The sequence below is a fragment of the Streptomyces sp. DSM 116795 genome (assembly GCF_055792905.1).
In genome coordinates this window covers 3614313-3640276 of record NZ_CM147707.1, presented here as the reverse complement: position 1 = coordinate 3640276, position 25964 = coordinate 3614313, and the positions used below count along the sequence as shown (strand labels likewise).

The window sequence follows — 25964 nt, the reverse complement described above, 5'->3', positions numbered from 1 at the left end:
GTCAGCGTACGGACACCCCGTCGCCGCTGCGCTGCTGAGGCACAGCGGAGGCGGCGGAGGCACCGTCGCCGTCGGCTGCTCCGCCCTCACCCGGACCGCCGCCGTACGGCCCGTGTCCCCGGCCGGGGCGGAGCCGGGCGAACGTCCGCTTCCAGCCTCCTTGGAGGCGGTCGCCGAACCACACGAGCGCGATGGTCGGCAGGAAGACGGCGTCGGCCGCGATCATGGCCATCGAGAAGAACGGCAGCCCGAGCAGCACGGCGATGCTCAGATGCTCCGCGATCATGGCGGCGAGCAGCGCGTTCTTGATGTTCCTGTTGAACAGCGTGAACGGGAAGGCCACCTGCACCGCGACCGTGCCGTACGTGATCAGCAGGATCAGCAGACCGCTGCCGGCCAGGAAGGAGCTGATCTCGGGCCACGGGGAGAAGTAGTCCAGGTTCATCGGGTAGTAGACGGCGGTGCCGTCCTGCCACCGCGAGCCCTGGATCTTGTACCAGCCGGCCGTCGCGTAGATCAGGCAGACCTCGACGACGATGACCACAAGGGCCGCGTTGTGAACGAGGTTGGCCAGCATGTCGCAGACGGCGCGCGCCTCGCCGCGCGGCATGTAGCGCTCGGCCAGCCACCACACGGCCTGCGCGGCCCACAGCGCCCAGAAGAACAGGCCCCAGCCGATGCTGAGCCCGTCGCCGACGGTCGAACCGAGCATGATCGCGCCGAAGACGCTCCACAGCACGACGCCCGTCACGTCCCCGGACGCGGAGCGGGACGCGGACGCGGAGCCGGGCGACGGGCCGCCGGCGGTGCCGGCTGCCTTCCTGCGCCGCCGCCGTGCGTCGAGGGACCAGACCTCGGCGCAGCGGGTGAGCACCACGTACATCGCCATGATGTGGATGACGTTGTCGCCGCCGTCGCCCATGAAGACGCTGCGGTTCTGCAGGCTCAGCACGCCGACCATGTAGACGACGGAGGCGGTGCGGGTGCGCCAGCCGAGGATCACGGCGAGGCTCGCGGCGAGGGACAGCGCGTAGACGAGCTCGAACCACACGGCGCTGTCGGACCACAGCAGCACGGTGAAGGCCTGGTTGGAGTCGATCAGCTGCTCCGCGAGCCGCCAGCTCCAGGGACCGTCGGGCCCGTACAGCTCATGGCGGTGCGGGAACTCGCGGAGGAGGAAGAGGAACCAGGTGAGGGCGAAGCCGATCCGCACGACCGCGGTCTGGTACGGGGCGATGGCTTCGCCGGTGACGCGGGCGAGGCCGCGCGCGAGAAACCCCTCGTGCTCGGCGGGCGGGTTCCCGTCGTCCTGGGGGCGCTGCTGTTCGGTCACTTGTCCCAGCCCCCCGGGATGTCGCCACTGCCGATCTGCCACCAGGGCTGCACCTGGTACTCGGTCTTCGCGTCCGACTTCTCGTCGCTCCACGAGGGCGGCTTGACCGGTGTCGTGGCGGAACGGACCTGGATGCGCTCGACCGTGCCCCCGTTGAGTTCACGGCCGAAGCGCAGCATCACTATTCGCTTGATGTACGTCTCCGACAGCTCGCCGCGCAGTCCGATGGCCTTGCCCTTCTCGTTGTGCGCGCCGCGGTAGAACTCCCAGCCGCGGCGGAGTTCGTTCTGCTGGACGTGGCTGGGCGCGATGTTGTGGTCGATGGCCTCGCCGTCCATCTGGGAGAGGTTGACCCAGCCCGTCGTCTCCGAGCCGCCGTCGTCCTTGGCGACGCGGGCGCGCGCGTGCACGTGGATGTTCTGCTGGAGGGGGTTGGGCGCGAAGAGCTTCCAGTTCTGCTCGAACTCCGGATAGACGTAGTCGTCTATGCCCTCACCGTGCTGCTTGCTGAGCGTGTTCGACGGTGCCACGTGCAGGAAGACCATCGACAGGTGGACGGCGACGGCGACCACCACGACTGCGGCGGATATCGCCACGATCACCCGCCACGGGCGCGACAGCCCCGCGAATCCCGGGCCACGCTCCCCCTCGGCCCTGGCCGGCCCGGGGGATCCCCCGCCCTCGTGCGGTGGCTCGGCCCCCGATTCCGCCGGCGGCGCCTGCTGCTGTTGTGGCTCCATGCCCTCCCCTGCTCCCCACGTCCGTCGGTCGGTCAGCCGATACGACCTCAGACATTATTCGAGCCTTGACACCCTGTGTGCCCCCGGCCCACCATTGAACCGAACGATCGGTCGGTTGGGAGTGCGGCTGCGGCCGCCGGCAAGGGGGTCGGCATGACATCGGTGCTGCTCGGCGAGGGCGCACAGGGCGCCGGGGAGTCAGCGGAGTCCGTTGCGGCCTTCGACAGTGCGATCGCCGCGGACGAGCGGATCGAGCCGCGCGACTGGATGCCGGACGACTACCGCAGGACGCTCGTACGGCAGATGGCGCAGCACGCGCACTCCGAGATCATCGGCATGCAGCCCGAGGCGAACTGGATCACGCGCGCGCCGTCCCTGCGCCGCAAGGCGATCCTCATGGCCAAGGTGCAGGACGAGGCGGGCCACGGCCTGTATCTCTACAGCGCCGCGGAGACGCTGGGCACGAGCCGCGAGGAGCTGCTCGACAAGCTGCACTCGGGCCGCCAGAAATACTCCTCGATCTTCAATTACCCCACGCTGACCTGGGCCGACGTCGGGGCGATCGGCTGGCTCGTCGACGGCGCGGCCATCACCAACCAGGTGCCGCTGTGCCGCTGCTCCTACGGTCCGTACGCGAGGGCGATGATCCGCATCTGCAAGGAGGAGTCCTTCCACCAGAGGCAGGGCTTCGAGCTGCTGCTGGCGCTCAGCCGCGGCACCGAGGCACAGCACGCCATGGCGCAGGACGCGGTGGACCGCTGGTGGTGGCCCTCGCTGATGATGTTCGGGCCGCCCGACGACGAGTCCTCGCACAGCGCCCGCTCCATGGAATGGAAGATCAAGCGCCATTCGAACGACGAGCTGCGCCAGCGCTTCGTCGACATCTGTGTGCCGCAGGCCGAGGCGCTCGGCCTCACCCTCCCCGACCCCGAGCTGCGGTGGAACGAGTCGCGGGGCCACTGGGACTTCGGCCCGATCGACTGGGAGGAGTTCCGCCAGGTGCTGCAGGGCAACGGGCCGTGCAACGAGGAGCGGATAAGCCGCCGCCGCCAGGCCCACGAGGACGGCGCCTGGGTGCGTGACGCGGCGGCCGCGTATGCGGCGAAGCACGCGGCCCGCGGCCGCGGCAAGGTGCAGGAGCGGACGGAGACGGCGGTGAGCGCGTGATGAGCGGTACGGACTGGCCCCTGTGGGAGGTGTTCGTGCGCAGCAGGCGCGGCCTGTCGCACACGCACGCCGGCAGCCTGCACGCCCCTGACGCCGAGATGGCGCTGCGCAACGCGCGCGATCTCTACACGCGCCGCTCGGAGGGCGTCTCCGTGTGGGTCGTGCCCTCCCACGAGATCACGGCGTCGTCGCCGGACGAGAAGGACCCCTTCTTCGGGCCGGCCGCCGACAAGCCGTACCGCCACCCGACGTTCTACGAGGTGCCGGAAGGGGTGCGGAACCTGTGACGGGCTCCGAGGGCCTCTCGGCGCGCAGCGTCGCCGCGCTCACCGACCCGCTGCTGCCGCTGGCGGACGATGCCCTCGTGCTCTCCCACCGGCTGGGGGAGTGGGCCGGGCACGCACCCGTGCTGGAGGAGGAGCTGGCCCTGGCCAACATCGCCCTCGACCTCCTCGGCCAGGCCCGCGCCCTCTACGCCGAGCTGGGCGACGAGGACGAGCTGGCCTTCCTCCGGGAGGAACGGGCCTTCCGCAACTGCCAGTTGACCGAGCAGCCGGGCGGCGACTTCGCGCACACGATGGTCCGCCAGCTCTACTTCTCCGCCTGGCAGGAGCTGCTGTACGCACAGCTCGCCGAGCTCGGGCAGCCGCTGGCGGCCAAGGCGGTCAAGGAGTCCGAATACCACCGCGACCACGCCGAGCACTGGACGCTGCGCCTCGGCGACGGCACGGAGGAGAGCCACGCCCGCGCCCAGCGGGCGGCGGACTCCCTGTGGCGGTTCACGGGCGAGCTCTTCGAGCCGGTCGAGGGCCCGGGGCCCGTCGGCGAGGTCGACTGGGGCGCGCTGCGCACGGGCTGGACGGAGCGCATCACCCGTACGTTCGAGCGGGCGACCCTGACCGTGCCGGAATCCCCCCAAGAGGGAGCCTGGACGGCGGGGGCGGGGCGCCAGGGCATCCACACCGAGCCCTTCGGCCTGATGCTCGCCGAGATGCAGCACCTGCACCGCAGCCACCCGGGGGCGTCGTGGTAACCCTCCCCCTCGGCCCCGGAGGGCCCGGGGGGACCCCCAGCGGGGCCGGTACGGCCGCCGGGCAACGGCAGCGCGATCTGGAGACATGGGCGGGCTCCGTCCCCGACCCGGAGCTTCCCGTCATCACGCTTGCCGAGCTGGGCGTGCTGCGCCGCGTGCACGAGACGGCGCCCCACGGTCCCGTCGAGGTCGAGCTGACACCCACGTACACGGGCTGCCCCGCCGTCGAGGCGATGGCCGCGGACATCGAGAAGGTGCTGCGTGACCACGGCGTCCCCGAGGTCGCCGTCCGCGTCGTCCTCGCGCCGCCGTGGAGCACCGACGACATCTCGGACGAGGGCCGCCGCAAGCTCGCCGCGCACGGCATCGCGCCCCCGCGCGGCGGCAGGGCGGCGCCGGGCGGAGAGGGTGCACACGGCCCCGTGCCGCTGACGCTCGCGATCCGCTGCCCGAACTGCGGCTCGACGGAGACGAGCCTGCTCAGCCGCTTCTCGTCTACGGCGTGCAAGGCGCTGCGCCGCTGCGAGTCCTGCCTGGAGCCGTTCGACCACTTCAAGGAGGTGTGAGGGCGCCGTGAGCACCTTCCATCCGCTGCGCGTCACGGCCGTCGACAGCCTCACTGACGACTCCGTCGCCCTCACCTTCGCCGTACCGCCGGAGCTGCGCCCTCTGTACGGATACTCGCCCGGCCAGCACATCGCGCTGCGCCGGCACCGCGCCGGCGCCGACACCCTTACCGCGAGCACGGAGGTGCGGCGCACGTACTCCCTCTGCGCCCCCGCCTGCGACGAACCGGCGGAGCTGCGCATCGGCGTACGCGGCGTCGAGGGCGGCGACTTCTCCAGCTACGCGGTCAAGGAGCTGCAGCCCGGCGACACCGTCGACGTGCTGCCGCCCACCGGCCGGTTCGTACTGGAGCCGCGGCAGGGCCACTTCGCGGCGGTCGTCGGAGGCAGCGGCATCACCCCAGTGCTCTCCATCGCCGCGACGCTGCTCACGCGTGAGCCGCAGGCGCGCTTCTGCCTCGTACGGAGTGACAGGTCCACGGCGTCGACGATGTTCCTGGAGGAGGTCGCGGACCTCAAGGACAGCTTCCCCGACCGCTTTCAGCTCGTGACGGCCCTCTCCCGCGAGGAGCAGCAGAGCGGGCTGCCGAGCGGCCGTCTCGACGAGCAGCGGCTGAGCGGGTTGCTGCCCTCGCTGCTGTCCGTGCCGGACGTCGACGGCTGGTATCTGTGCGGGCCGCTCGGGCTGGTCGAGGAGTCTTCGCGGGCGCTGCGCGGACTCGGAGTGCCGCGGTCCCGCATCCATCAGGAGATCTTCCACGTCACGGAGGCACCCGCGGCACCGTCCGCGTCGCGGGCTGCGGCCGGGGGCGACTCGCGCAGCGCGTCGGTGACGGCCAATCTCGACGGCCGCTCGGGCTGCTGGCCGATGGACGACGGCGAATCCGTGCTGGAGACGGTCCTGCGCCACCGCGCGGACGCACCCTTCGCCTGCAAGGGCGGGGTCTGCGGCACCTGCCGGGTCCGGCTGCTCTCCGGCGAGGTGCGGATGGAGCGCAACTACGCGCTGGAGCCCGACGAGCTGGAGGCGGGCTATGTGCTGGCCTGCCAGTCCCACCCGGTGACCGAGGCCGTGGAAGTGGACTTCGACGGCTGACGGTCATCAGCGGGACCTGCCCTGCCCGCTCATGGAGGGCAGTGGGGTCCCCCCAGCGCAGCGAGGGGGCGCGCGTCAGGGCCGGGGCACGCTCAGAGCACGTGCGCGCCGCTCTCCGCGTCCGCCGTCAGCGGCCGTCCCGCGGCCTCCCAGGCGAGCATGCCGCCGTCGACGTTCACCGCATCCACGCCCTGCTGCCGCAGATACTGCGTCACCTGCGCGGAGCGTCCGCCGACCCGGCAGACCACATAGACCCGCTCGCTCTCGCCGGCCCGCTCGGTCAACTCGCCCAGCCTGCCGACGAATTCGCTCATCGGAATGTGCAGTGCGCCCTCGGCGCGCCCGGCCGCCCACTCGTCGTCCTCGCGGACGTCGAGCAGCAGCGCGTCCTGCGGCACCGAGGCGACGTCGACCTGCGGCAACTGACCGAATCCCATGGCGAAACGCTCTCTCTCAGTTCTCTTCCGTACCGGCGCCGGTGCCGGCCTCCGTGCCGGCGTCGCCGGCGGCCCCCGCGTCGCGCACCTGAATCAGCCGCGCCAGCTCACGCTCGCGTCCGGCCACCTGCTCCAGCAACTGCTCGGCGATCTCGTCCAGCAGCGCGTCCGGATCGTCCGGAGCCATCCTCAGCATCGAGCCGATCGCGCTCTGCTCCATCTCCGTGACCATCGCCGTGAGCACCTCCTTCCGCTCGGCCAGCCATTCCAGGCGGGCGTAGAGGAGTTCGCTCTGCGGCACCTCCGGTTGCGGTTCCTCTTCGCGCGGCCCGTTCTCCCACTCCTCCAGCAGCTCCCGCAGGGCGTCCGCGTCGCCGTCCGCGTAGGCCTTGTTGACGCGTACGAGGAACTCCTCGCGGCGCTGCCGCTCCGCGTCCTCCTGCGCCAGGTCGGGGTGTGCCTTGCGCACCAGTTCGCGGTAGGCCTTGCGCGCCTCCTCGCTCGGACGCACGCGGCCCGGCGGCTGCACGTTCTGCCCGGTGAGCATGGCGGTGGCCTCGGGAGGCAGGCCGTCCGAGTCGATCCAGCCGTGGAAGAGCTCCTCGACCCTGGGCATCGGCAGCACGGCGGCCCGCGCCTCCTGCGCCTTGCGGAGATCCTCCGCGTCGCCGCTGATGGCCGCCGTCACTTCCAGGATCGAGGCGTCCAGATCGTCGAGGCGCGCGTACATGGGCCCGAGGCGCTGGTGGTGCAGGCGTGAGAAGTTCTCGATCTCGATACGGAACGTCTCGACCGCGATCTCGTACTCGATCAGTGCGGTCTCCGCCGCCCGTACCGCCTTCTCCAGGCGGTCCGTGGCCGGCTCGCCCGGGTCCCCGGCCCCTCCCGCCTCCGCGCTGCCGGCGGCTTCCGCGCCTTCGGCCGTCTCCCCGCTCTCGGCGGCTTCCGCGGCCCCCGCGGGCTCCTCCGACCGCTCCGGCGGCTGCTCCGGCTCTTCGGCTTCCGCTTCCGGGTTCGCTTTCATCGGGCCCACCCTACGGAAGCCCGCCGGGCCATTCCCAGCGAGTGCCGCGGGATCAGGCCCTGAACTCCGTGGGGCAGCCCGGCGCTTCGTCCGGAAGGTGCCTGTCCGCCCACCGCGTCAGCTCCGTCATGGCGGGCCGCAGCGCCAGACCGGCGTCCGTGAGCTTGTAGCTGACCCGCAGCGGCGGGCCCTCCTCGACGGTGCGTACGACGAGACCCAGCGACGCCAGCTCGGTCAGCCTGTCCGAAAGCATCCGCTCGCTGATTCCGGGCACCGCGCGCCGGAGCTGGGCGAAGTGACCCGGCCCGTTCATCAGCGCCGCGAGAACGAGCCCGGTCCAGCGCTTGCCCAGCATCTGGAAGACGCGCGTGATGCTGCTCTCGGGCTCGCTGCACGCGCCGGCAGCGCCGGGCACCCCCGCTTCCTGTGTGGGCGCAGTCTGCGTCTGTTCCCGCGGCTCTGCCATGCCTCAAGGGTACTGCGTCCACACAAGGGGATGAAAAAAAGTAAGTTCCTGTGTTATCAATAGGTGCGAATGCAAAAGCACCTCCTTACATACTCCAAGGAGCTTCCCTCATGGCTACTCTGCTTCACCTCGACTCCTCCGTCTTCCCGCAGGACGGCTCCGTCTCGCGCGACGTCGGCGCGTCCTTCCGCAAGGCATGGGAGGCCGAGCACCCGGACGGAACGGTCGTGTACCGCGACCTGGCCGCCGACCCGCTGCCGCACCTCGACGGTGTGGCCGCCTCCGCCGCCTTCGCCCCGCCGGAGACGCACAGCCCGGAGCAGTCGGCGGCGTACGCGCTGCGCGACAAGCTGGCCCGCGAACTGGAGCAGGCGGACGCCGTGCTGATCGGCGCCCCGATGTACAACTTCACGGTCCCCTCGACGCTCAAGGCATGGATCGACCAGGTGGTCCTCAACGGACGCACCTTCGGCACGGACTCCCCGTCCGCGGCGGGCACACCCACCGTGGTCGTGGCCAGCCGCGGCGGCGGATACGGGCCCGGAACGCCGCGCGAGAGCTGGGAGTTCGTGCAGACCTACCTGGGCAAGGTGCTCGGCGAGGGCATGGGCCTGGACGTGGAGTTCGTCGTGCCGGAGCTCACGCTCGCCGCCGGTACACCCGGCATGGAGTCGCTGGTCGACCTGGCTACGGCCTCACGCACCAAGGCCCACGAGTCGGCGGGCGCACACGGCAAGGCCCTCGCCGCACGCTTCGCTGCGGCGGTCTGACTCCGGCTCCCCGCACGTATCGCGGCCGCGGCCCCGGCAGCAGCCGGGCGGGGGTCCGGAAGGCCCTGCTCCCGGCCCGTTCGGCCCTCGTCCGGCGCTGCGCCCGGCACGACCCTGAGGGGAGGAGCAGCGAAGGGGCGGAAGGAGCGCGGCTGTGGAGACGAGCAACGACGTCGTCGTCGGAGTGGACGGGTCCGAGCCGAGCCTCGCGGCCGCCGAGCACGCCGCCGAGGAGGCCGCACTGCGCGGGACCGGGCTGCGGGTAGTGCAGGTGCTGAGCTGGCCGACCGCCCCCGTCCTCTCCGGAGTGACGGTGGCCGGGTCCGCGGCGGAGGCGTTCTACAACCGGGCCGAGGCGAGCGTGGAGGAGGCCGTCTCACGCGCCCGTACGGTCGCGCCCGGGGTGGAGGTGACCGGCTCGGTCGGCATGGGCGAGGTTCTGCCGCTGCTCACCGAGATGTCGGCCTCGGCCTCGCTGATCGCCGTCGGGAGCAAGGGCGGGGGCGCCTTCGCGGGGCTGCTGCTGGGCTCCGTCGCCATGCATCTCGCGTCCCACTCCCGCTGCCCGCTGCTGGTGGTACGCGGCACGGCCGAGCCCTCCGGACCGGTGATGGCGGGCGTGGACGGCTCCGCCGCGAACCGTGCCGCGATCGCGTTCGCTTTCGACGAGGCGTCGCTGCGGAAGGCGGATCTCGTGACGACTCACGCGTGGTCCGAGTGGTCGGTGCCCCCCGTTGTTCCGCGTGAGCCGTCCGAGGCGTACGCCCGGAAGCCCGGTGAACTGCGGGAAGAGGAGGAGGCACTGCTGTCCGAGGCGCTCGCCGGGTACGCCGAGCGTTATCCGGACGTACGAGTGGAGCGCTACGTCGTGCGCGGACGAAGCCGCGAGAGGCTCATCGACGCGAGCAAGGGCGCGCGGATGCTGGTCGTGGGCGCCCGGGGGCACGGCGGTTTCACGGGGATGCTGCTGGGTTCCGTCAGTCAGGCGGCGCTGTACCACGCTCACTGCCCGGTCGTGGTGGTACCGGCGGAGGGCGACCGCTGAGGGGTGGGCGGCCCGCCGGACCGCTTCCCGTATCCGCCGCCACCCGGGGTCTCCACCACCAGCACATCGCCGGGGCCCACCTCGGCCGAGTCGCACGCCCCCATGACCACGCTGCCGCCGTCCGCACGTTCGATGCGGTTGGAGCCCAGCGCACCCGCGGCGCCCCCGGCCATCCCGTACGGAGGCACCCGGCGGTGGCCCGACAGCGTGCTCACGGTCATCGGCTCACGGAAGCGGATCCGGCGCACGGCACCGTCACCGCCCCGCTGCCGCCCCGCTCCGCCGCTGCCGTGGCGTACGGCGAACTCCTCGACCAGGACGGGCAGTTGGGCCTCCAGGACCTCGGGGTCGGTGAGCCGCGAGTTGGTCATGTGCGTCTGCACGACCGAGGCCCCGTCGAAGCCGTCTCCCGCGCCGGAACCGGACGCCACGGTCTCGTAGTACTGGTGCCGCTCGTTCCCGAACGTGACGTTGTTCATCGTCCCCGAGCCCTCCGCCTGTACGCCCATCGCGGCGTAGAGCGCGCCCGCGATCGCCTGTGACGTCTCGACGTTGCCCGCGACGACGGCGGCGGGGTGGACGGGAGCCAGCATCGAGCCCGGCGGGATGACGATCCGCAGCGGCCTCAGACAGCCGTCGTTCAGCGGGATCTCGTCGCCGACGAGAGTACGGAACACGTAGAGGACGGCGGCGGCCACCACGGACGTCGGCGCGTTGAGGTTCGAGCCGAGCTGCGCCGAGGTGCCGGTGAAGTCCACTGTCGCGGAGCGGTGTTCGCGGTCCACCGAGACCCGTACGGAGATCACATGGCCGGCATCCGTCTCGTAGCGGTACTCGCCGTCGTCCAGGGCGTCGACGACCTTCCGTACCGACTCCTCGGCGTTGTCCTGCACGTGCCGCATGTACGCCTGCACCACGTCCAGGCCGAAGTGGCCGATCATCCTGCCGACTTCCTCGACGCCCTTCCGGTTGGCCGCGATCTGGGCACGGAGGTCACCGAGGTTCGTGTCCGGGTTGCGGGACGGGTAGGGCGCCTCCGTCAGCAGCCTCCGCGTCTCCTCCTCACGGAGCCTGCCGTCCTCGACGAGCAGCCAGTTGTCGAAGAGCACGCCCTCCTCGTGGATCTCGCGGCTGCCGGCCGGCATGGAACCGGGGGTCAGCCCGCCGATCTCGGCGTGGTGGCCGCGGGACGCGACGAAGAAGAGGATCCGCGGGTCGGGCGGGTCCGCCGCGCCCCTCGCGTCCGCCGGGTCCGCCGGGGCCGCCGGGGCCTCGAACGCCGGTGTCACCACGGTGACGTCCGGCAGATGAGTGCCGCCGTTGTACGGGTCGTTGACGGCGTACGCGTCACCCGGCTTCATCGTCCCGGCCCTCCGCCGGATCACCTCCTTCACGGCGGTGCCCATCGAGCCGAGGTGCACGGGGATGTGCGGGGCGTTGGCGACGAGATCGCCCTCCGGACCGAAGAGGGCGCACGAGAAGTCGAGCCGTTCCTTGATGTTGACGGACTGCGCGGTCGATTCCAGCCTCGCGCCCATCTGTTCGGCGATGGACATGAAGAGGTTGTTGAAGATCTCCAGAAGGACCGGGTCGGCCTCGGTCCCCACGTCTGCCTCGCCCCGTGCGGCCACGCGCCGCACCAGCAGATGGCCCTCGGGCGTCACCGCCGCACGCCAGCCGGCGTCGACGACCGTGGTGGCGTTGGCCTCCGTGATGATCGCCGGGCCGGTCACACTGTCCCCGGCCCGCAGGGAATCCCGGCCGTGCAGCGGGACGTCACGCCACGCACCGCCCGTCCAGAGGGGCACGGTGCTCACGGCGCCGTCACCGGGGCCGCCCGCCCCGCCGAGGCCGGCGAGCCCGGGCTGTTCCGTGACGCCGGCCGCCTCCACCGAGACGGCCTCCACGACGACCGGCCGGTCCATGAGGAACGAGTACGTGGCGCGGTGGCTCGCTTCGAACGACTCCGTCATGGCGCCCCGCCCCGCGAGCTCGACGGGCACCGCGGTGTCGGTCCCGTCGTAGCGGAGCCGGGCGCGGCGCGTCACCTGGATGTTTCCGACGGGGACGTCCTGGTCGAGGAGTTCGGCACGCGCGGCCGACTCCAGGTCCGCGGCGAGGGCCCGGATCCGCTCCATGTGCTCCTCGGCGAGGGGGAGCTCCACGGACTGCTCGCGCATCGCGGTGGTGTCGGCCAGGCCCATGCCGAGGGCGGAGAGCACTCCGGCCATCGGCGGTACGAGGACGGTGCTGATGCCGAGGGAGTCGGCCACCGCACACGCGTGCTGGGCGCCCGCACCGCCGAAGGTGGTCAGCGCGTACCGGGTGACGTCGTGTCCCTTCTGCACGGAGATGCGCTTGATCGCGCTGCCGATGTTCGCCACGGCGATCTCCAGATAGCCCTCCGCGACCTGCTCCGGGGAACGGCTGTCGCCCGTACGTTCACGGATCTCGCCGGCCAGGGCGGCGAACCGCTCCCGCACCGTCCCGCGGTCCAGCGAGCGGCGGCCGTCCGGGCCGAAGACGTGCGGGAAGTGCGCGGGCTGGATGCGGCCGAGCATCACGTTGGCGTCGGTGACGGTCAGCGGACCGCCGCCGCGGTACGAGGCCGGCCCCGGGTGGGCTCCGGCCGAGTCCGGTCCCACCCGGTAGCGGCTGCCGTCGAAGTGCAGAACCGACCCGCCTCCGGCTGCGACGGTGTGGATGTCCAGCATCGGAGCCTGCAGCCGTACGCCGCCCACCTGCGCGGTGAACACCCGCTCGTAGTCGCCGGCGAAGTGCGACACGTCGGTGGAGGTGCCGCCCATGTCGAAGCCGATCACCTCGTCGAATCCCGCCAGTCGGGACATCCTCGCCATTCCGACGATGCCGCCCGCCGGTCCGGAGAGGATCGCGTCCTTCCCGCGGAAGTGCCCGGCCTCCGCGAGGCCGCCGTTCGACTGCATGAACATCAGACGCACGCCCTGGAGCTGGTCCGCGACCTGCTCCACGTAACGCCGCAGCACGGGTGACAGATAGGCGTCGACGACGGCGGTGTCACCGCGCGGCACCAGCTTCATCAGAGGGCTGACCTCGCTGGACAGGGAGACCTGCGGGAAGCCGGTGCGCTCTGCGAGCTCCCCGACGGCGGCCTCGTGCGCGGGGTGCAGATGGCTGTGCATGCACACCACCGCCACCGCGCGGATGCCGTCGTCGTGGGCGCGCCGCAGCGCAGGGGCGAGCGCGTCGAGATCCGGCGGCCGCAGCACCGTGCCGTCCGCGGTGATGCGCTCGTCCACCTCGATCACCCGCTCGTACAGCGCCTGCGGCAGCGTGATCGCCCGGTCGAAGATGCGGGGACGGTTCTGGTAGCCGATGCGCAGCGCGTCGCGGAAGCCGCGTGTGATCACCAGAGCGGTCCGCTCGCCCTTGCGTTCCAGCAGGGCGTTGGTGGCGACGGTGGTGCCCATCCGCACCGTCTCGATCTCGTCGCCCGCGACGGCCGCGCCCTCCGCCGTGCCCAGGAGCGTACGGATTCCCGCGACGGCGGCGTCCCGGTAGCGGGGGCTCTCGGACAGCAGCTTGTGCGCCAGCAGTGTGCCGTCCGGCCGCCGGGCCACGATGTCGGTGAAGGTGCCGCCGCGGTCGACCCAGAACTGCCACCGTCCGCCGGCACCGGCACCGTCCCTCGCGTCTGCTCCGCTCTGCACGGTCCCGGTCACGAACCACCTCCGGAATACGGAACGAATGCGGGCCGGTGCCGTGACCGGCAGGGCACTGGAGGCCGGGAGAAGGCCTCCGCACCACTGTGTGAGCATCCGGCCGGTTTCCGCGCTCCGCCCCGCCCGTGGCGGGCAGGTCCCGCACCCCCGCCGTCCGGCGATCGGCTCCGGCGATCCGCGTCCGGGCGGCGTCAGGCCGGTACTCATCAGGGCCGCGTCAAGATCGCCCGTCCGGCCGTCAGGACTTCGTCAACGGACGCCGTGCGTATCCGTCCGGGGAGTTTCCTCTTGCGTGAGCTCGTATTCGCGAGTTCACCGTCCGACGTCTCCCGAGGAGCATGCGATGGCCGATGTGGCTTTCGTCGTCACCACCGTCGCGGTGTTCGCGCTGGTGGTTCTCGTCGCCAGAGTGGTGGCGAAGCTGTGAGCGCTGAGAACGTCTCCGGCCTGGTCGTGGCCGTCGTCGTGCTGGGCTACCTGGTCGTCGCGCTGATCTTCCCCGAGAGGTTCTGAGAGCGATGAACCCGACTCTCGCCGGCGTACTCCAGATCTCCGCGCTGGTCGCAGCGCTGGCGCTGGTGCACCGCCCCTTCGGCGACTACATGGCCCGCGTCCACACCTCCTCCCGTCATCTGCGCGTCGAACGGTGGATCTACCGCGCCGTCGGGGCGAACCCCGCCACGGAGCAGCGCTGGCCCGCGTATCTGCGTGCCGTCCTCGCGTTCTCCGCGGTATCCGTCCTCTTCCTCTATCTGCTCCAGCGGCTGCAGAACCGGCTGCCGCTGTCGCTGGGCTTCCAGCCGATCTCGCCGGACCAGGCCTTCAACACGGCCGCCTCCTTCGTCTCCAACACCAACTGGCAGTCCTACGCCGGCGAAGCGGCCATGGGGCACCTGGTGCAGACGGGCGGCCTGGCGGTCCAGAACTTCGTGTCCGCCGCCGTGGGCATGGCCGTCGCCGTCGCGCTCGTGCGGGGATTCGCCCGGATCCGTACGGGCGAACTCGGCAACTTCTGGGTCGACTTGGTGCGAAGCGTCGTACGGATCCTGCTGCCGGTCGCGACCCTGGCCGCGATCGCGCTGGTCGCCGCCGGCGTCGTCCAGAACTTCGCCTCGCCGCAGGAGATCACCACGGTGACCGGTGCGACCCAGCACCTGCCCGGGGGAGCGGTGGCGTCCCAGGAAGCGATCAAGGAACTCGGTACCAACGGCGGGGGCTTCTTCAACGCCAACTCGGCCCACCCGTACGAGAATCCGAATGCCCTGACGAATCTCTTCGAGATCTTCCTGCTGCTGGTCGTCCCGTTCTCCCTGCCGCGCACCTTCGGAAGGCTCGTGGGCAGCACCCGGCAGGGGTACGCGGTCGTCGCCGCCATGGGGGCGATCTGGCTGGGAGCCGTGATCGCGGTGACGGTGCTGGAGTCCGCTCACCCCGGTGCCGCCGCGCAGGCCGCGGGCGGGGCGATGGAGGGCAAGGAGACCCGCTTCGGCGAGGGCGGCTCGTCGCTGTTCGCGGTCTCCACGACGATGACCTCGACGGGCGCGGTCAACTCGGCGCATTCGTCGTACTCGGCGCTCGGTGGCGGTGTGCTGCTGCTGGGCATGATGCTGGGCGAGGTGGCGCCCGGCGGCGTCGGCTCGGGCCTCTACGGCATGCTGATCATCGCGGTCATCGCCGTCTTCATCGCCGGTCTCATGGTCGGCCGTACGCCGGAGTATCTGGGCAAGAAGATCCGCCCCAGGGAGATGAAGCTGGCCGCCTGCTACATCCTGGTCACTCCCGCCCTGGTGCTGGCCTTCACCGGCGTCGCCCTGGCGCTGCCGACCCCGCCGGATTCGATGCTCGGTTCCGGCCCGCACGGCTTCTCCGAGGTGCTGTACGCGTACACCTCGGCGGCGAACAACAACGGCAGTGCCTTCGCCGGACTGAGCGCGGACACACAGTGGTTCAACACCACCATCGGTCTCGTGATGCTGCTCGGGCGATTCCTGCCGATGGTGTTCGTCCTCGCCCTGGCCGGTTCGCTCGCCGAGCAGCGGCCGGTTCCCGCGAGCGCGGGCACGCTGCAGACGCACAAGCCGCTCTTCACCGGCCTCCTGGTCGGCGCGGTGCTGATCGTCGCCGGCCTGACCTTCTTCCCGGCCCTCTCCCTCGGCCCGCTCGCGGAGGGGCTGTCATGACGATACGTACCGCGCACGCCCCCTCACCGTCACGCCCCGGCAATCCAGCGGAGGGCACCAACCCCATGTCGCCGACCTCTTCCGACCCCCGTACGGCGTCCCCTCAAGGAGGCCCCGCACCGGGCCTGTTCAGTCCCCGGCAGCTGCTCACCTCGCTTCTCGGCGCCCTCCGCAAGCTGGATCCACGGCTGCTGATCAAGTCACCCGTGATGTTCGTCGTCGAGGTCGGCGCGGTGCTCACCACCGTGACGGCGGTCGTCGATCCCGGCTGGTTCGCCTGGGCGATCGCGGTGTGGCTGTGGCTGACCGTCGTCTTCGCCAACCTGGCCGAGGCGGTCGCCGAGGGCCGCGGCAAGGCGCAGGCCGACACCCTGCGCCGCGCCAGGACCGACACGGTCGCGCGCCGCCTCTCCCCGGAGTCGGGCGAACACAGCGTCCCCAGCAGCGACCTGAGCATCGGGGACGTGGTGATCTGCGAGGCCGGGGACACCATCCCCGGCGACGGTGACGTCGTCGAGGGCGTCGCCAGCGTCGACGAGTCGGCCATCACGGGTGAGTCGGCGCCGGTGATCCGCGAGTCCGGCGGCGACCGGTCCGCCGTGACGGGCGGCACCAGGGTGCTCTCCGACCGCATCGTCGTGCGGATCACCACCAAGCCGGGCGAGACGTTCCTCGACCGGATGATCGGCCTCGTCGAGGGTGCGGCCCGGCAGAAGACGCCGAACGAGATCGCCCTGAACATCCTGCTCGCGTCCCTCACGATCGTCTTCCTGCTGGCCACCGTCACGCTTCAGCCCTTCGCGGTGTACGCGGGCGCCGAGCAGTCGACCACCGTACTGACGGCGCTGCTGGTCTGTCTGATCCCGACGACGATCGGCGCCCTGCTCTCCGCCATCGGCATCGCAGGCATGGACCGTCTCGTGCAGCGCAACGTGCTCGCGATGTCCGGCCGGGCGGTGGAGGCGGCAGGCGACGTTTCCACGCTGCTGCTGGACAAGACCGGCACCATCACGCTGGGGAACCGGGAGGCGGCGGAGTTCGTGCCGCTGGGCGCCACCGGCAGCGCGGAGCTCGCCGACGCAGCACAGCTCTCGTCACTCGCCGACGAGACACCCGAGGGCCGCTCGGTCGTCGTGCTGGCCAAGGCGGAACACGGCCTGCGCGCCCGCGACGAGGGCGAACTCGGCCACGCCGAGTTCGTCCCGTTCACCGCGCAGACCCGGATGAGCGGCGTCGACGTCACCGACGAGTCCGGCACCCACCGCGTACGCAAGGGAGCCGCCGAGGCCGTCACCGCCTGGGTCGCCGAACGCGGCGGCACCGTCCCCGAGGACGCCCGGCGCCGGGTGGAGGCGATCTCCACATCGGGCGGGACCCCGCTGCTCGTGGCCGCGGAGGACGGTGCCGGAGCGCGGGTGCTCGGCGTGATCCACCTCAAGGACGTGGTCAAGCACGGCATGCGGGAACGCTTCGCCGAGCTGCGCCGCATGGGCATCAGGACCGTGATGATCACCGGCGACAACCCCCTGACCGCGAAGGCCATCGCCGACGAGGCGGGTGTGGACGACTTCCTCGCCGAGGCCACTCCCGAGGACAAGATGGCCCTGATCAGACAGGAGCAGGGGAGCGGGAAGCTCGTCGCGATGACCGGTGACGGTACCAACGACGCCCCGGCCCTGGCCCAGGCGGACGTGGGTGTCGCGATGAACACCGGAACCTCGGCCGCCAAGGAGGCCGGGAACATGGTCGACCTGGAGTCCAACCCGACGAAGCTGATCGAGATCGTCGAGATCGGCAAGCAGTTGCTGATCACGCGGGGCGCGCTGACGACCTTCTCCCTCGCCAACGACGTCGCGAAGTACTTCGCGATCATCCCCGCCATGTTCGTCGCGGCCTACCCCGGGCTGGAAGCCCTCAACATCATGCGCCTGGCCAGTCTCGAGTCCGCGATCCTCTCGGCGGTCGTCTTCAACGCCCTGGTGATCGTGGCGCTCGTACCGCTCGCGCTGAGGGGCGTGCGCTACCGGCCGATGAGCGCCGACGGGATGCTCCGGCGCAACCTCGGCATATACGGCATCGGCGGGCTGATCGCGCCCTTCGCCGGAATCAAGATCATCGACCTGCTCGTCTCACTCGTCCCGGGGATCGGATCATGAACACCGCCGTACGCAACACCGCACGCCTGGCCGGGGCGGCGCTCCGCGCGCTGCTCGTGCTCACGCTGGTGACCGGTGTCCTCTATCCGCTGCTCGTGACCGGCGTCGCCCAGGCCGCCTTCCCCGGGCAGGCCGACGGCTCGCGGGTCGAGAGCGGGGGCAGGACCGCCGGTTCGTCGCTGATCGGCCAGGAGTGGAACGGCAAGGACGGCAAGCCCGCGCGGGAGTGGTTCCAGCCCCGCCCCTCGGCCGGGAAGTACGATCCGCTCGCCTCCGGTGCCTCCAACCTGGCCGCCACCAGCCCCGAACTGCTGAAGCAGGTCAAGGCACGCAAGGCGCAGATCGCGGCCTTCAACGGCGTCCCGCGGTCATCCGTACCGGCCGACGCGGTCACGGCGAGCGGCTCCGGCCTCGACCCGGACATCTCACCCGCGTACGCCGGGATCCAGACCGGCCGTGTCGCCGAGGCGCGAGGCCTCGACCCTGCGGGGGTGCGCCGGCTGGTCGAGGACCACACCACACCGCGGTACGCCGGATTCATCGGCGAACCCTCGGTCGACGTCCTGGAGTTGAACCTCGCCCTGCGCGGGCTGCACGACTGAGCCGGTCTCACCGGCGCCCGGAGCCGCAAGGCGTGCCCGGCCGGGCGCCGCGACCCGGGACAGGCCCGGAAGTCCGACGTACAAGTCCGGAGTACAAGTCCGGCGTACAAGTCCCACGTGCAAGTCCGGCGTGGAGAACAGCCACAGCCCGCCCCCGCCACCGACGTGAAAGACAATGGAGCCATGGCCCGCGGCAAACTGCGCATCTACCTCGGTGCCGCCCCCGGCGTCGGCAAGACCTACGACATGCTCTCCGAGGCACACCGGCGCCTGGAGCGGGGCACCGACGTGGTGGTGGGCTTCGTCGAATGCCACGGCCGCCCGCGCACGGAGGTGCTGCTCCACGGCCTGGAGGTGGTCTCGCGCCGCGAGGCCACACACCGGGGAGCGGAGTTCACGGAGATGGACGTCGACGCCGTCCTCGCACGCGCTCCGGCCGTGGCCCTCGTCGACGAACTGGCGCACACCAACGTCCCCGGCTCCCGGAACGCCAAGCGCTGGCAGGACGTCGAGGAGCTGCTGGAGGCCGGGATCACCGTGATCTCCACGGTCAACATCCAGCACCTGGAGTCCCTCGGCGACGTCGTGGAGTCCATCACCGGAGTCCGGCAGCGCGAGACCGTCCCCGACGCGGTCGTCCGCCGCGCCGACCAGATCGAGCTGGTGGACATGTCCCCGCAGGCGCTGCGCAGACGTCTCGCACACGGCAACGTCTACGCGGCGGACAAGATCGACGCGGCCCTCTCGAACTACTTCCGGCCCGGAAACCTCACCGCGCTGCGCGAACTCGCCCTGCTGTGGACCGCGGACCGCGTCGACGAGTACCTCCAGCAGTACCGCGCCGAGAAGGGCATCTCCTCACCCTGGCCCGCTCGCGAACGCATCCTGGTCGGTCTCACGGGCGGACCCGAGGGGCGGACGCTGATCCGCCGGGCCACGCGCATCGCAGCCAAGGGCTCGGGCAGCGAGATCCTCGCCGTGTACGTCTCCCGCAGCGACGGCCTCACCTCGGCGTCCCCCGAGGAGCTGGCCGTCCAGCGCAACCTGGTCGAGGACCTGGGGGGCACCTTCCACACCGTCGTCGGCGACGACATCCCCGACGCCCTCCTGGAGTTCGCCCGGGGAGTCAACGCCACCCAGATCGTGCTCGGCATCAGCCGCCGCAACGCATGGCAGTACCTCTTCGGGCCCGGCGTCGGCGCCACCGTCGCACGCGAGTCCGGGCCCGACATCGACGTGCACATCGTCACGCACGAACAAGCCGCAAAGGGCCGCGGACTGCCCGCGGCCCGCGGAACCCGCCTCGGACGCAGCCGCATCGTCGCCGGCTGGCTGACCGGTACGGGCGGACCTGCTCTGCTCACCGTCCTGCTGACCGCCGCCGGTCCCGGGCTGGGACTCGCGAACGAGATGCTGCTCTTCCTCACCATGACCGTGACGGCGGCGCTGCTGGGCGGTCTGCTGCCGGCCGTCGTGTCGGCGGTCGTCGGATCGCTGCTGCTGAACTACTTCTTCACCGCCCCGGTCCGCACCTGGACCATCTCCGACCCGCAGAACATCCTGGCCATCGTGATCTTCGTGGTGGTCGGGGTCGCCGTGGCCTCCGTGGTGGACGTGGCCGCCCGCCGCACCGCCCAGGCGGCCCGGCTCCGCTCCGAGGCCGAGATCCTCAGCCACCTCGCGGGCAGCGTGCTGCGCCAGGGGGTGTCCCCGGGGCGAGGCGAAGGCGTCTCCCGGCCACAAGGGGTGCAAGGGGTGCAAGGGGAAGGAGCCTCCCCCGCACCGCCGGGAGCCGGGACGGAACTGCCCGCCCTGCTGGAACAGGCCCGCCAGACCTTCGGCATGGAATCGGCTGCCCTGCTGGAGCGGGGCGGGAGCCGCGAACGCTGGAGGTGCGCCGGCAGCGTCGGGCCGGATCCGGCGGAGCATCCCGACGACGCGGACGTGGACGTTCCCGCCGGGGAGGGAACGACCCTGGCGTTGCGCGGCCGCGTGCTGCCCGCCGAGGACCGCCGCGTACTGGGCGCCTTCGCCGCGCAGGCAGCCGTCGTACTGGAACGCCGGCGGCTGATCGACGAAGCCGAACGGGCCCGCCGCCTGGAGGAGACGGACCGCATCCGCACGGCACTGCTCGCCGCCGTCTCCCATGACCTGCGTACGCCGCTGGCCGCCGTCAAGGCGTCGGTGTCCTCGCTGCGCTCCGACGACGTCGCCTGGTCGGCGGAGGACGAGGCCGGACTGCTCGCCGCCATCGAGGAAGGCGCCGACCGGCTCGACCACCTCATCGGCAATCTGCTGGACATGAGCAGACTGCAGACCGGCGCCGTCTCACCGCTCATGCGCGAGACCGATCTCGACGAGGTCGTACCGCTGGCCCTCAAGGGCGTGCCCGAGGCGGCGGTCAGACTGGACATCCCCGAGACCCTCCCCATGGTCGAGGCCGACAGGGGACTGCTGGAGCGGATCGTCGCCAACATCGTCGAGAACGCCGTCAAGTACGGCCCCGAGGACGGGCAGGTCCTGCTGTCCGCCAGCGCCTTCGGCGAGCGCGTCGAGCTGCGCGTCATCGACCGCGGCCCCGGCGTGCCCGACGCGGACAAGGACCGCATCTTCGAGCCGTTCCAGCGCCACGGCGACGTCCCGGGCGGCGACGGCGTCGGCCTCGGACTCGCCGTCGCCCGCGGCTTCGCCGAAGCCATGGGCAGCACCCTCACCGCCGAGGACACTCCCAGCGGAGGCCTGACCATGGTGCTGACTCTCACGACCGCCCCCGGCAGGCCCACGGCCCGCCCCGATCTCCCTGCGGAAGCCACCTCATGACGGAGTCACGGGCCGACGCCGCGCGGCACGAAACAGCACGACGGATGGCGCGGGTGCTCGTCGTGGACGACGAACCACAGCTCGTCCGTGCCCTCACGATCAACCTGCGTGCCCGCAAGTACGAGGTGGACGCCGCGCACGACGGCGCCTCAGCCCTGCACCTCGCCGCCACCCGGCACCCTGACGTGATCATCCTCGACCTCGGCCTGCCCGACATGGACGGTGTCGAGGTCATCAGCGGCCTGCGCGGCTGGACCCGCGTACCGGTCATCGTGCTCTCCGCCCGGCACGCCTCCGACGAGAAGGTGGAGGCCCTCGACGCCGGCGCCGACGACTACGTGACCAAGCCCTTCGGCATGGACGAACTGCTCGCCCGCCTGCGGGCCGCCGTCCGCAGGGCCACCCCCGCCGACGAGGAGGACGTCGTCGTCGAGACCGAGGCGCTCAGCGTCGACCTCGCGGCCAAGAAGGTCAGACGGGACGGCTCCGACGTCCGCCTCACCCCGACCGAGTGGCACGTGCTCGAAGTGCTCGTACGCAACTCCGGCCGCCTGGTCACCCAACGGCAGCTGCTTCAGGACGTGTGGGGCCCGAGCTACGAGACCGAGACCAACTATCTGCGCGTCTACATGGCCCAGCTGCGCCGCAAGCTCGAGAAGGACCCCGCGCACCCGAGGCACTTCATCACCGAGGCGGGAATGGGCTACCGCTTCGAACGGTAGGGCGAGGAAGAGCAAGACCGGGACCGGTGATCACACCCGCTGAGCGGACGGCTCGACAGACGCCGGACGCCGCTCACTTCGCGGCCTCCGGGGCGATCTCGGAGATCAGTCGCTCGACGCGGGTCCTGATCTCGTCGCGGATGGGACGTACGGCCTCGACGCCCTGGCCCGCCGGGTCCGCCGTCGCCCAGTCGAGGTAGCGCTTGCCGGGGAAGACGGGGCAGGCATCGCCGCAGCCCATGGTGACGCAGACGTCCGCGGCCCGTACGGCGTCCACGGTGAGGATCTTGGGGGTCTCGGCGGCGATGTCGATGCCGACCTCGCGCATGGCTTCGACGACGGCGGGGTTGACGGTCCCGGCGGGGGCCGATCCCGCGGAGCGGACCTCGACGCGGTCGCCCGCCAGGTGCGTCAGCCATGCGGCGGCCATCTGCGACCGGCCGGCGTTGTGGACGCAGACGAACAGCACGGACGGCTTGTCGGGCATCAGGGCTCTCTTGTCTCACGACGGTTCAGGGCGCGGCATGACATCAGGGCCTGATGGTGTCAGTCGCCACTGATGTGAGAGTATCAGCCCATGATGACGTCAGTCGACACTGACCTGATCCGGGTTCTCGCCGACCCTCTCAGGCTTCGGATCGTGGCCCTGCTGGCCCACGAGACCCTCTGCACGACGCACCTGGTGGAGGAGACCGGTGCGCGTCAGACCAACCTCTCCAACCACCTGAGGGTGCTGCGGGAGGCGGGGGTCGTGGACACCGAGCCGTGCGGCCGCTTCACGTACTACAAGCTGCGGCCCGACGTCGTCGCGGCCCTGGCAGACTCCTTCGCCGAGCTGGCGGAGACCGCCCGTACGACCGTCGAGAGCGACCGCAAGAGGGCATGTCCGTGACCCGCACCGAACCGCCCACGCCCACGCCCACGCCCACGACCACGGCCCCGGAGTCCGGGGTCGTCGCCGGTCTGTCCACGCTGGACCGCTTCCTGGCGGTGTGGATCCTGATCGCGATGGCCCTCGGGCTCGGACTCGGACGCGTCGTCCCCGGCCTGAACGACGCCCTGAGCAAGGTCGAGATCGGCGGCATCTCGCTGCCCATCGCCGTCGGCCTGCTCGTGATGATGTATCCGGTCCTGGCCAAGGTCCGCTACGACAAGCTGGACGCGGTCACCGGCGACCGGAGGCTCATGGTCTCCTCGCTGGTGGTCAACTGGATCCTCGGCCCGGCTGTGATGTTCGCCCTCGCCTGGATCTTCCTGCCGGACCTGCCCGAGTACCGCACCGGCCTGATCATCGTCGGCCTCGCCCGGTGCATCGCGATGGTCGTCATCTGGAACGATCTGGCCTGCGGCGACCGCGAAGCGGCGGCCGTCCTCGTCGCCCTCAACTCCCTCTTCCAGGTCCTCGCGTTCGGCCTGCTCGGCTGGCTCTACCTGGACCTGCTGCCCGGCCTGCTCGGCCTGGGCGGCGGCGAGCAACTCGACATCTCACTCTGGAAGATCGCCTGGAACGTCCTGATCTTCCTCGGCATCCCGCTGCTGGCCGGCTTCCTCACCCGCCGGATCGGCGAGAAGAAGGCGGGCCGCGAGGCCTACGAGCGCGAATTCCTGCCCAGGATCGGCCCGTTCGCCCTCTACGGGCTGCTGTTCACCATCGTGATCCTCTTCGCCCTGCAGGGGAGGACGATCACCTCGCAGCCCTTCGACGTCGTCCGCATCGCCCTGCCGCTGCTCGCCTACTTCGCGCTGATGTGGTTCGGCACCTTCGCGCTCGGCAAGGCCCTCGGCATCCCGTACGACCGCACCGCCACGCTCGCGTTCACCGCCGCGGGCAACAACTTCGAGCTCGCCATCGCCGTCGCCATCGCCACCTTCGGCGTCACCTCCGGGCAGGCCCTCTCCGGCGTCGTCGGACCACTGATCGAGGTGCCGGTGCTGGTTGCCCTGGTGTACGTATCGCTGGCCTGGCGCCGGAAGTTCGCTCCTGCCTCGGAGAAAGACATCGGCCAGTGAGACCGGCACACGGCCTTGAACCGACCTGCTGTCCGAACTCCCCGACGGCTCCCTGCTGTTGACGCCACCCGCGCAGCCACAACTGAAGATCACCAAGCAGGCCCGTGCCGGATTATGTCAAGTATGTCCCAGTACAGGACCTATGTGCAGAAAGTCTCTTCTGCGGTTGATCAAGCCCTCACCGGCACGCCTGAAGCAGCCGCTCAACGAGAAACGGGCCCCCGCCGCGACTTCCGTCACTGGCGGAGACCCGTTTCGTCGGTGTCTCTCTGTGCGCGAGGGGGGAGTTGAACCCCCACGTCCTTTCGGACACTGGAACCTGAATCCAGCGCGTCTGCCTATTCCGCCACCCGCGCATCGGGTGCCTCCCGCCCCGGCGGGAAGACGGCCGACGGACTTCTTTGGGAACGCCTGCCGACGTCCAAAAGATTAGCACGCTGGCAGCGGTGGCTTCACATCCGCATCCGCCCCGCAGGAGGCCGCGCGACTACGGGACACTGGCTTCGGGGACACCTCGATCCATGCGAGGGTGTCACCGCGACGGCGAGGAGTGTGACGGTGTGAGAGGTGACACTCCTCCGCCGGGCCCCACTGGGGAACCACCCGATTTCCCCATGCGTGGATACGATCAGTAAGCAGTACCGGACCGACATACGGACACAGCACGCGCACCCCCGGGTGACACTGGGAAGCGCACTAGAGCCGAGGGCATCTGGGAAGGAGGTGCAACGTGGGAGTTCTGAAGCGCTTCGAGCAGCGACTTGAGGGTCTGGTCAACGGCACCTTCGCGAAGGTGTTCAAGTCCGAGGTACAGCCTGTGGAGATCGCGGGCGCCCTCCAGCGTGAATGTGACAACAACGCGACGATCTGGAACCGCGAGCGGACCGTGGTGCCCAACGACTTCATCGTCGAGCTGAGCGCACCCGACTACGAGCGCCTCAGCCCGTACTCCGGTCAGCTGGGGGACGAACTGGGCGGAATGGTACGCGACTACGCGAAGCAGCAGCGCTACACCTTCATGGGTTCGGTCAAGGTCCATCTGGAAAAGGCCGAGGAGCTCGACACCGGTCTGTACCGGGTACGCAGCCGCACTCTCGCCTCCAGCGCCTCACAGCAGCAGCCGCAGCGCTCCGCGAGCGCACCCGGCAACGCCTATGGCGGCCAAGGCGGTTACCCGCCCGGCCCCGGCCCGGCGGGCGCACCGCCGATGCCGGCGGCCCCGCCGCCCGGCTTCGCTCCCGGCGGCTCCGGCGGCGGAAGCGGCGGGGGAGCCATGCCCCGTGCCGAGACGAGGCGCTGGATCGAGATCAACGGCAACCGTCACCAGATCTCCCGCGCCACCCTCGTCCTGGGCCGGAGCACCGAGGCCGACGTGCGCGTCGACGACCCCGGAGTCTCGCGCAGGCACTGCGAGATCCGCGCGGGAGACCCGGCTTCGGTCCAGGATCTGGGATCGACCAACGGCATCGTGGTGGACGGACAGCACACCACTCGCGCTACGCTCCGCGACGGCTCACGCATCGTCGTGGGCAGCACCACGATCATTTACCGGCAAGCCGAAGGGTGAAGCGGGGGCATGTCAGAGCTGACCCTCACGGTCATGCGGCTGGGTTTTCTCGCCGTACTGTGGCTGTTCGTCATCGTGGCCGTGCAGGTCATCCGCAGCGATCTGTTCGGCACGCGCGTGACGCAGCGCGCCGCACGCAGGGCCGAGGGCCAGCGGCCGCAGCAGCGCCAGCAGCCCCAGCGGCAGCAGGGCGGGCGCCGCGGCGGAGGAGGCCGCGGGCGGAACGCACCCAGCAAGCTGGTCGTCACAGAAGGGTCGTTGACCGGCACCACGGTCGCGCTGCAGGGTCAGACCATCACGCTCGGCCGTGCGCACGACTCCACAATCGTGCTGGATGACGACTACGCCTCCAGCAGGCATGCCAGGATCTACCCGGACCGTGACGGCCAGTGGATCGTCGAGGACCTCGGGTCCACCAACGGCACCTATCTCGAACGGACCCGACTCACCACGCCGACGCCGATTCAGCCCGGAGCGCCGATCCGTATCGGCAAGACGGTCATCGAGCTGCGGAAGTAGTACAGATCAT

General features: G+C 70.8%; 25 protein-coding genes and 1 tRNA gene. 18 read left to right on the top strand and 8 right to left on the bottom strand.

Translation table 11 applies throughout. From position 1 onward, the window contains the following. Position 1: 1 nt before the first annotated feature. Positions 2-1333: an HTTM domain-containing protein gene (locus ACSMXX_RS15670; protein ID WP_473179313.1), complete on the bottom strand. Its 1332-nt coding sequence runs from the start codon at positions 1331-1333 to the stop codon at positions 2-4. Continuing rightward, the gene (locus ACSMXX_RS15665) at positions 1330-2073 is read right to left on the bottom strand and encodes a DUF5819 family protein (RefSeq protein WP_473179312.1); all 744 of its coding nucleotides are present in this window, start codon (positions 2071-2073) and stop codon (positions 1330-1332) included. Before ACSMXX_RS15665 ends, ACSMXX_RS15670 begins: the two co-directional genes overlap by 4 nt. A gap of 153 nt (positions 2074-2226) precedes the next feature. On the opposite strand from ACSMXX_RS15665, the gene paaA reads away from it, so the two are divergent. From paaA to ACSMXX_RS15640, 5 genes are all read left to right on the top strand, one after another. Next, entirely contained in the window at positions 2227-3240 is a 1014-nt protein-coding gene (paaA, locus tag ACSMXX_RS15660) for a 1,2-phenylacetyl-CoA epoxidase subunit PaaA (RefSeq protein WP_473179311.1), read from the top strand. Beyond that, complete coding sequence (paaB, locus tag ACSMXX_RS15655; RefSeq protein ID WP_055484808.1) at positions 3240-3527, top strand: 1,2-phenylacetyl-CoA epoxidase subunit PaaB; 288 nt, start codon at positions 3240-3242, stop codon at positions 3525-3527. The genes paaA and paaB overlap by 1 nt, the downstream gene beginning before the upstream one ends. Continuing rightward, positions 3524-4273 carry a 1,2-phenylacetyl-CoA epoxidase subunit PaaC gene (paaC, locus tag ACSMXX_RS15650; RefSeq protein WP_473179310.1) on the top strand — a complete coding sequence of 250 codons (750 nt, stop codon included), beginning with the start codon at positions 3524-3526 and terminating at the stop codon, positions 4271-4273. Before paaB ends, paaC begins: the two co-directional genes overlap by 4 nt. 77 nt (positions 4274-4350) lie before the next feature. Beyond that, complete coding sequence (paaD, locus tag ACSMXX_RS15645) at positions 4351-4839, top strand: 1,2-phenylacetyl-CoA epoxidase subunit PaaD (protein WP_473184803.1); 489 nt, start codon at positions 4351-4353, stop codon at positions 4837-4839. A 7-nt stretch (positions 4840-4846) separates the two neighbouring features. Further along, positions 4847-5935, top strand: coding sequence for a 2Fe-2S iron-sulfur cluster-binding protein (locus ACSMXX_RS15640; protein ID WP_473179309.1), 1089 nt, complete (start codon positions 4847-4849; stop codon positions 5933-5935). A gap of 92 nt (positions 5936-6027) precedes the next feature. Here ACSMXX_RS15640 and ACSMXX_RS15635 read toward each other — a convergent pair whose 3' ends face one another. From ACSMXX_RS15635 to ACSMXX_RS15625, 3 genes are read right to left on the bottom strand one after another with little or no spacing between them, the layout of a single operon-like run. Further along, positions 6028-6372: a rhodanese-like domain-containing protein gene (locus tag ACSMXX_RS15635; RefSeq protein ID WP_473179308.1), complete on the bottom strand. Its 345-nt coding sequence runs from the start codon at positions 6370-6372 to the stop codon at positions 6028-6030. A 16-nt stretch (positions 6373-6388) separates the two neighbouring features. Then, a complete protein-coding gene (locus ACSMXX_RS15630; RefSeq protein ID WP_473179307.1) occupies positions 6389-7396 on the bottom strand; it encodes a hypothetical protein in 1008 nt (335 codons plus the stop codon). A 52-nt stretch (positions 7397-7448) separates the two neighbouring features. After that, positions 7449-7751 (bottom strand): winged helix-turn-helix transcriptional regulator, encoded by a 303-nt coding sequence (locus ACSMXX_RS15625; RefSeq protein ID WP_473184802.1) that lies wholly within the window; start codon positions 7749-7751, stop codon positions 7449-7451. Between the two features lie 221 nt (positions 7752-7972). Between ACSMXX_RS15625 and ACSMXX_RS15620 the strand changes: the two genes are divergently transcribed. Both ACSMXX_RS15620 and ACSMXX_RS15615 read left to right on the top strand, forming a co-directional pair. Beyond that, positions 7973-8632: an FMN-dependent NADH-azoreductase gene (locus ACSMXX_RS15620; RefSeq protein ID WP_473179306.1), complete on the top strand. Its 660-nt coding sequence runs from the start codon at positions 7973-7975 to the stop codon at positions 8630-8632. A gap of 154 nt (positions 8633-8786) precedes the next feature. After that, entirely contained in the window at positions 8787-9677 is an 891-nt protein-coding gene (locus ACSMXX_RS15615; RefSeq protein ID WP_473179305.1) for a universal stress protein, read from the top strand. On the opposite strand, the gene ACSMXX_RS15610 is transcribed toward ACSMXX_RS15615, so the two are convergent. Then, on the bottom strand, positions 9635-13378 hold the full coding sequence (locus ACSMXX_RS15610) for a hydantoinase B/oxoprolinase family protein (RefSeq protein ID WP_473179304.1): 3744 nt from the start codon (positions 13376-13378) through the stop codon (positions 9635-9637). The two genes, ACSMXX_RS15615 and ACSMXX_RS15610, sit on opposite strands and share 43 nt — an antisense overlap. 292 nt (positions 13379-13670) lie before the next feature. Between ACSMXX_RS15610 and ACSMXX_RS15605 the strand changes: the two genes are divergently transcribed. The 7 genes from ACSMXX_RS15605 to ACSMXX_RS15575 all read left to right on the top strand — a co-directional run bounded on the left by ACSMXX_RS15605 (position 13671) and on the right by ACSMXX_RS15575 (position 21858). Beyond that, positions 13671-13805, top strand: coding sequence for a hypothetical protein (locus tag ACSMXX_RS15605; protein WP_473179303.1), 135 nt, complete (start codon positions 13671-13673; stop codon positions 13803-13805). Beyond that, positions 13802-13891: a K(+)-transporting ATPase subunit F gene (gene kdpF, locus ACSMXX_RS15600; protein WP_473179302.1), complete on the top strand. Its 90-nt coding sequence runs from the start codon at positions 13802-13804 to the stop codon at positions 13889-13891. Before ACSMXX_RS15605 ends, kdpF begins: the two co-directional genes overlap by 4 nt. Before the next feature lie 5 nt (positions 13892-13896). Then, complete coding sequence (kdpA, locus tag ACSMXX_RS15595) at positions 13897-15558, top strand: potassium-transporting ATPase subunit KdpA (RefSeq protein WP_473179301.1); 1662 nt, start codon at positions 13897-13899, stop codon at positions 15556-15558. 65 nt (positions 15559-15623) lie between these two features. Continuing rightward, the gene (kdpB, locus tag ACSMXX_RS15590; protein ID WP_473184801.1) at positions 15624-17714 is read left to right on the top strand and encodes a potassium-transporting ATPase subunit KdpB; all 2091 of its coding nucleotides are present in this window, start codon (positions 15624-15626) and stop codon (positions 17712-17714) included. Continuing rightward, positions 17711-18316: a potassium-transporting ATPase subunit KdpC gene (gene kdpC, locus ACSMXX_RS15585; RefSeq protein ID WP_473179300.1), complete on the top strand. Its 606-nt coding sequence runs from the start codon at positions 17711-17713 to the stop codon at positions 18314-18316. The genes kdpB and kdpC overlap by 4 nt, the downstream gene beginning before the upstream one ends. Positions 18317-18499: 183 nt before the next feature. Further along, complete coding sequence (locus tag ACSMXX_RS15580; RefSeq protein ID WP_473179299.1) at positions 18500-21136, top strand: DUF4118 domain-containing protein; 2637 nt, start codon at positions 18500-18502, stop codon at positions 21134-21136. A 44-nt stretch (positions 21137-21180) separates the two neighbouring features. Continuing rightward, positions 21181-21858, top strand: a complete 678-nt coding sequence (locus tag ACSMXX_RS15575; RefSeq protein WP_473184800.1) for a response regulator — start codon at positions 21181-21183, stop codon at positions 21856-21858. Between the two features lie 73 nt (positions 21859-21931). Here ACSMXX_RS15575 and ACSMXX_RS15570 read toward each other — a convergent pair whose 3' ends face one another. After that, on the bottom strand, positions 21932-22345 hold the full coding sequence (locus ACSMXX_RS15570) for an arsenate reductase ArsC (RefSeq protein ID WP_473179298.1): 414 nt from the start codon (positions 22343-22345) through the stop codon (positions 21932-21934). A 90-nt stretch (positions 22346-22435) separates the two neighbouring features. Between ACSMXX_RS15570 and ACSMXX_RS15565 the strand changes: the two genes are divergently transcribed. Beyond that, positions 22436-22750: an ArsR/SmtB family transcription factor gene (locus ACSMXX_RS15565; protein ID WP_473179297.1), complete on the top strand. Its 315-nt coding sequence runs from the start codon at positions 22436-22438 to the stop codon at positions 22748-22750. Continuing rightward, entirely contained in the window at positions 22741-23868 is a 1128-nt protein-coding gene (gene arsB, locus ACSMXX_RS15560) for an ACR3 family arsenite efflux transporter (RefSeq protein ID WP_473179296.1), read from the top strand. Before ACSMXX_RS15565 ends, arsB begins: the two co-directional genes overlap by 10 nt. 272 nt (positions 23869-24140) lie before the next feature. On the opposite strand, the gene ACSMXX_RS15555 is transcribed toward arsB, so the two are convergent. Next, positions 24141-24224 (bottom strand) — tRNA-Leu (locus tag ACSMXX_RS15555). Between the two features lie 374 nt (positions 24225-24598). Here ACSMXX_RS15555 and ACSMXX_RS15550 point away from each other — a divergent pair. Together ACSMXX_RS15550 and ACSMXX_RS15545 are read left to right on the top strand one after the other, a co-directional pair. Continuing rightward, positions 24599-25435 carry an FhaA domain-containing protein gene (locus tag ACSMXX_RS15550; RefSeq protein ID WP_473179295.1) on the top strand — a complete coding sequence of 279 codons (837 nt, stop codon included), beginning with the start codon at positions 24599-24601 and terminating at the stop codon, positions 25433-25435. Positions 25436-25444: 9 nt separating this feature from the next. Beyond that, positions 25445-25954: an FHA domain-containing protein FhaB/FipA gene (locus ACSMXX_RS15545; protein WP_473179294.1), complete on the top strand. Its 510-nt coding sequence runs from the start codon at positions 25445-25447 to the stop codon at positions 25952-25954. The last annotated feature ends 10 nt before the right edge of the window (positions 25955-25964 follow it).